4 protein-coding genes are annotated in these 6,758 nt (G+C 36.5%); 3 read left to right on the top strand and 1 reads right to left on the bottom strand.

Features of this window, described 5'->3' with window-relative positions:
• Window positions 1-1,099 precede the first annotated feature (1,099 nt).
• Entirely contained in the window at window positions 1,100-1,726 is a 627-nt protein-coding gene (locus tag F6K40_RS37700; protein ID WP_293144591.1) for an EF-hand domain-containing protein, read from the bottom strand.
• A 148-nt stretch (window positions 1,727-1,874) separates the two neighbouring features.
• On the opposite strand from F6K40_RS37700, the gene F6K40_RS37695 reads away from it, so the two are divergent.
• From F6K40_RS37695 to F6K40_RS37685, 3 genes are all read left to right on the top strand, one after another.
• Window positions 1,875-3,233, top strand: a complete 1,359-nt coding sequence (locus F6K40_RS37695; protein ID WP_293144589.1) for a sigma-70 family RNA polymerase sigma factor — start codon at window positions 1,875-1,877, stop codon at window positions 3,231-3,233.
• 100 nt (window positions 3,234-3,333) lie between these two features.
• Window positions 3,334-4,581, top strand: a complete 1,248-nt coding sequence (locus F6K40_RS37690) for a DUF1822 family protein (protein WP_293144586.1) — start codon at window positions 3,334-3,336, stop codon at window positions 4,579-4,581.
• 469 nt (window positions 4,582-5,050) lie between these two features.
• Window positions 5,051-6,758, top strand: a 1,708-nt coding sequence (locus F6K40_RS37685; RefSeq protein WP_483143791.1) for a CHAT domain-containing protein, incomplete at its 3' end; no start/stop codon positions are given.

Genomic DNA, 6,758 nt, shown 5'->3' with positions numbered 1-6,758 from the left:
TCAGTTATAGCATTTCTCATAAAGATGAGGTACAGTTACGATCCCCCTAAATCCCCCTTGAAAAGGGGGACTTTGAAGACTCCCCCCTTTTTAAGGGGGGCAGGGGGGATCTAAAACTGTATCTCACCAATTTGAGAAACGCTATATCAGTTATCAGTTATCAGTTATTAGTTATTAGTTATTAGTTATTAGTTATTAGTTATTAGACATTTCCAGAAAAGAGGGAACAGGGAACAGGGAACAGGGAACAGGGAACCCACGCCTAATATAGAATCCGGTTATATAGTATATGTTCATTATTAAATCGGACTATCTCCCCATCTCCCCCAACAATACACTCTTGTATTCAACTGGATTTGATATTACTCCTTACTCCTTACTCCTTACTCATTACTCATTACTCATTACTCATTACTCCTCAGTAATACGATAACTAATTACCCGGATTCTATATAACCCCTCCCAGCAGGGGAATAATTGATAATTTATGGATAATAATTGATTTGAATTTTTATCTTTGGAGATGTCTATTAGTTATCAGTGATTAGTTATTATACAAATTCCTATTCCCTATTCCCTATTCCTGACTTCTGCAAGAAGTCTTTACATAATTAGTAATAAACAGGAACTTTGTAGGAACATTCCATGGAACATCCCTACTGTGGTTTACCTATTCGTACAAGGATATCTTACCTAATAATTATAGCAGGGAACAGGGAACAGGGAACAGGGAACAGTTGGAAAAGTGTTTCCTAGTATAAGATTCATCATCAGTCTATGTCCTAATCTTTGCTTCGACTGCTATAATAATTATTAATTAAATAATTCAGGTGAAAAACCTCTCCTTACTAAGGCAAAAAGCGGTCATTTTCGGCTAATATCCGACATATTTGCGGAGCATTCCGTCAGGAAAACGCTTTCGCTGCGCGACATGTTTGCGTAGCATTCCGTCAGGAAAACGCGACATGAAAAGCGTTTGCGGAGCATTCCCTAGGAAAGCTTTCCGTAGGATGGGATGGCGAGGTTTCCCGAATTTTCAATCAAGAACGGTTTTAACCATAGGTAATTATCCATTATCAATTATCCATTATCAATTATTCTATGAACCGACTAATAGTCCATAGGGAAGAGGAGGGTTTTCTCGATCGTCGCCAGGTTCAAACCAGTAGCGTATATGAGCTTCGACAAACTCCTCACGACTAATAAAACCTGACTTATCTGAGTCAATACTATCAAAAGCTTGGTTAGCATGGTCAGGTTGCTCTACTCCAGTGTATACTGCTAGGTACTTTCGGTACTCTTCACGAGATATTTGTCCAGAATGATCGGTGTCAATGATATCGAAAAAAATTTCGTTTTTCTTTCTACCTACTTCAAGTACTGATGGTTCAGTTGATGATACCATCTTTGCAGCTTTAGCGATTAAATCTTCTTCAGTAACTTTAGTATTATCATCAACTGCTTCTCCTCCTGCCATAAAACTCTGAAACAGAGAACGACACATTTTACGAATTTCTTCATCCTTTGATGAATCACTTTGAAGTTGAATTAAACGATTTGCAATTTCTTCATAGTCGGACAGGGTTAAAACCCCATTTTTATCGACGTCCATAAGTTTGAAGTAGGTCTTCATTTTAGCACGCCAAACACTGGATGATACAAATTGTTCTGGGGACATTTTTACTGATAAATCAAGAAAACTAAATGAACTTCTTAATATTATCATTATATTTCTCAAAAGTGCATAAGTTCAAAATCATCAACACTAGAGTAAAATAGAACTTTTAAGAAAATGTATTGTGAGTGCTAATCAGCATCAATACTAATTCAATCAAGTTGAATAATAGTATGTGAGGAGTATAGGAGGATGAAAAATGGTTCTCACCCAGAACTACTGGACATTATGCAAAATTGATTTAACTAGCTCTGATATTTCTGGTTCTCAGAAGGGATATCGACAGGAGATACTATCGGATGTTCAGCAACAATTTCAAACTATTGCTGAACTCAAAGAACTCTCCTCTCAAGATGATCGAAAAATTCAAGCTACTTTATTATCTTACTTTCGCTCTCAAAATTCTGCTGATTCTAACCCATTGAGGATAACAGCAGGACTTTCTTTGCGTTGTTACATTTCCCATGCCATTGTTTCCGCTTGTCAAAAACTGGTTCAAGAATTTGGCGATCGCTATCGGGTTCGCCTCCGAGATGTGTTGTATCTGGTACTCACTGATGATGGTAAGACAAAAAACATTAAGCATCTTCAGGAAAACTCTCAGTCTTCTTACTGCTATTTTTGGGAGGAAATTCTGATAAATTTCAATCCCGAGCAAAGTGGACTCTGGTATTGGACTAATTTTCGCACTCGTCGTCACCCAGAACTAAATCAAACTTTATGGGTAGAATTTGGTTTATCTTTAGCGACTCCTTGGGCAAAACTAAATGATATTAAGCGTTACCAAATGAAAAATCTTTCACGTCAAGAACGGGATGTAGTAGAGGTATTTCATGGGGTGTATCGGCGCGATAGACGAGAACAGGGAGCAAGGGGCAAATGTCCTGAACCTTCTGAGTCTCAACTTCAGGAAATGCGCAATCGCCTTTTCCCTAGAGGAATTGTATATAATTCTTCAGAGCTATTTGAACAATTGATCGCCATTGCTCAGTCTCTGCAGGAACAAACATTAAGTCTAGAGGAACAAACTTTAGATCCGACTGAAACTTCAGGATCTTCTGATGATGATTTTGCTGCCTTAATTAAATTGCTACAGGAACATCGCGATCAATCTATTATGGATGCTATTAAGGAGGAACTTTCTCAACGTTTGCAGAAATTACAAAAAGGTAGGTATCGTGAATTGGCGCATAATTTTTTGCCTAGTTTACGACTAATTTATTGTGAAAATAAATCTCAAACTGAAGTAGCTCGACAATTAAATATGAATAATCAATCTCAAGTTAGTCGTATCTTAAAACTTACGCAAATACTGAAGCAAATTCGAGAACAGGTAATGGAGAAAATGCTGCAAATTTTGTTGAATCAAGCAGGGTTAAATTCAAGTCAAGGGGTTTTAGATCCAAATGCTCTTGATTCTTTAATTGAACAATTAACTAAGTATTTAGATGAAACGGTTTTTATAGAGGCGACTAAAGAAATTTCTGCTGGAAGGAAGTACAAAAGAATGACAAGTTTGTTCGCTGAAAAAATGCGCTATCATCTTAAATATAGTTAGCATATTTGATAGAATAATAAGTAGTAAGACAACTACATTAATTATTCCATAGATTGCCAAAATAAAATTTGAAATTACAACAATAACCCGGAGAATTAATATGACTAATTCTGAGCGAATAAACAGACTGTATCACCGAGAATTGCACTTAGAAACTATTGATTTAGAACCTGAAGATTTTCAGCAAGCAACTCTTTTGAGCGATCGCTTTAATAACGAATCCCAACAATGGCAAGCTTATGTGAAAATATTGGGTTTATTAGCACTAAAAAAATGGTTGAGCGATCGCCATTTAAGATTGGATAATCAAATTGAATCTTTGCCACCCGATCAAATTATCAGTTCCGAACCAATTTGCCCTCTGCAAGTTGGTGGGTTTAAAGTTTGCTTGCTGACAGATGAGAATATAGTAAATGAAGGAATTGAAATCCCCGAAAAAATGATTTATTCCCCAGAATTTGCTGCTCATTTATATATCTTGCTCCAGGTTTTAATAGAGTCAGAAGCAGCTCTTTTAATTGGATTTATACGGCACGATCAATTCAAAAATTTGTCTTTACAAAAAAACGAAATAGGAAATTATCAACTTTCTTTGAATCAACTAAATTATGATTCCAGTCAGTTAATTTTAAATTTAAAATATTTGAGTCCGGCAGCTATTAAACTTCCAGAAAATACCTTGCCTGAATCTAAACCTTGGGAAAAATTAACAAATTGGTTAGAAGGTATTTTGACAGAAGGTTGGCAACCACTCGAAGAAGTCCTAGCAAATCGCAAACCGATTATTCAAATGGCTTTTCGTTTAGATCGAACAACAGAACAATTGTCTCCTAAAGTAGTTAAAAATTTTCTTAAACAATTCCAAATAACTCAACAACCAAGAGACAAAATACAGGCAGATTTATCTCAACCTGAACTCTCAGACACAGAAGTAAATAAAGCTCTTGTACAAATTTTACAAACAACAGAAGATGAAGAAACACGCTGGCAAATTGCTGAATTGTTATGGGAAATTGATCCTAGTCATCCAGCAGCAGGTGTACGTCGCGCTATGGATCTAGGAATGCAACTGGCACGAGTTCCGGTGGCACTAATGATAGCAATTTTACCTAAACCGAATCAAAGGTTTGCTGTTCTTTCCAGGGTTTATCCTATGCAAGAACAACGTTTTTTACCAGCAAATTTAAAACTTATTGGTTTAGATGAAAACGGGGAATCTCTATTTGAAATTCGTGCTAGACAACGAGATGATTATATTCAGTTCAAATTTACTGCCGATCCAGGCGATCGCTTTAGTCTTCAAGTTACCCTTAATTCTGCTACTGTGACAAAGCAGTTTGTTATTTGAATAAAAAAGCAATAAAATTGTAGGTTGGGTTAAGCGCTAGCGCAACCCAACAACAATGTCTAAAAATATTGGCCTGCAAGAAAAATATCGTACAAACATCTGTAGGGGCGAATGGCATTCGCCCTCACTGGATTTAGTGTCCATGCGTAAGTCCTGAATATAATACCTTTCTAAATGTTTGCTACAAATAGCTAGGGAATTTTTTAGGAGTCAGAAATCATAATGAATGGTTTAAATACCGTTTTTATGTCGTCAATTATCTTTTTTGTTAAAGGTAAATCTCCAGTAAAGTCTTTTGATAGTTTTTATTATTGGTAGCATTCTTTTTTTTAAATGGCATAATATCCTTGTGGCCTTGAGATTAGGTGTTGGGTTGAGGACACGAAACCCAACCTACAAAAAGCAAATTTTTGGTTATTAACTATTGAATCGAATATAATGTTAAAACTAAAGTAATGAATTAAGAATAATGGTTAAACAAGTTGTTATCAGAATAGAAGAAGGCAGTTTTAAATCAGGTTTTCCTGTTTCCCTGGAGTTTTGGGAAGATGGTAGAATCATTGACAGAGAAAAATGTTCTTCATTACCCCCTAACCAAGATTTTCCTAGAGTTTATGATGAATGGAAAAATATTTATACTGAGTTGGGACTAGAAGTACGAGCGATAGAGATACAACAGGAGCAAATTACCCATGTTTCCAGTTTAGAAGAGTGTGAAAAAGCCACTCGAACCCTAGAATCTAGGATAAAAAATTGGTTGGAGCAACCTATCTTTGGAGACATAACAGGAAAAATTTTAGGAAGACTAAAGAATGGAACTCCAAATAAATCAGTACGAGTTATCATCGATACGTCAAATGATTATCTGCGTAAGTTATCCTGGGATTCTTGGGATTTATTTCAGAAAAAGGGTTTTTTACCCCAGGCAGAATTTACCCTCTTATCTCAATATTTTCAGGATAATCCACCAACAGAAATCTTGGAGAAACCGATTAATATTCTGGCAATTTTTGGGAGCGGGAGGGGATTACAACTAGACCAAGATCGGAAACTGATTGATAACTTAAGAAGACATGGGGCAAGTATTAACTCTATTCCAGAGAGTGGAAAGTCCCTGACTTATGAAGACCTATTTAATACTCTTTGGCAAGGAAATTGGGATATTATTTTTTATAGTGGGCACAGTTCTGGTGGGACTATTCAAGTCGGTGATGGTTTAAACGTACCAATTAATGCTTTAAGAGAACCTCTGAGGAAAGCAGCCTCAAGATTAAAGCTGGCAATTTTTAATTCCTGTGATGGACTTGATATTGGTGAATATTTAGCTGATTTTGATATTCCCAATATGATTGTGATGCGAGAATATGTTCCCGATCTGGTAGCACAACGTTTTTTAAAATTTTTCCTGGACGAATTTACTAAAGGGCAACCTCTTCACGCCTCTGTTAGAGAAGCACGGAGACGTTTGCAACAACTGGAACTTCCTATTCCAAATAAATTGTTTTATCCAAGAGCATCTAAACTGCCTGTACTCATCCAAAATCCTACTACACCTGAACTTTATTGGCCTCAACCCGAACCCGAAGCTAAACCTCTAACGCAGTTGCCAATAACACCCAGGCAGATAATGCAGATAGTTCTGTTTTTGTTGATTATCATTGGTTTTTTGGCAATTTACCGACGAATTCCCAAATCTGAAGCGCTTGAAGATAACACCAGTAAAGGTGAGGAAATTCTTCTGGCACGATCTAAACCACGAGACAAACAAAGGGGTGTAGAAGCAGTTGCTAAATGTCAGAAACCATTGAATCATTTTCTACCCATTTGGAAGAGTAATATTCGACAACAATGGGATGATTGTTTTCACACTAAAAAAAGTTATCGGGAGGCTGCGAAATATCTTGAGGAAAGTTGGGATAGAGAACGAAAAGATCCAGAAACTTTAATATATCTCAATAATGCAATTTTAGAAGAGATGGGTGCTGATTACTATACTATTGTGGTTATGGTTCCAGTTTTGGCTAATGATGCAGAACTTGCTGAAGAAATCTTGCGTGGAGTAGCTCAAGCGCAAACAGAAGTTAACTTGAGTTTATTGGAAAATTTCTCTCATTTGACTTTACCAGGTGCAGATGCTCTAGACTCGAAAAGCTTGAATGGAAAAGGTTTAAAAGTCA

Origin of the sequence: Okeania sp. SIO3I5 (assembly GCF_010672085.1) — a bacterium.
Lineage (GTDB): Bacteria > Cyanobacteriota > Cyanobacteriia > Cyanobacteriales > Microcoleaceae > Trichodesmium.
Note: the sequence above shows the minus strand (reverse complement) of the source record. Positions and strands in the feature narration are given on the sequence as shown.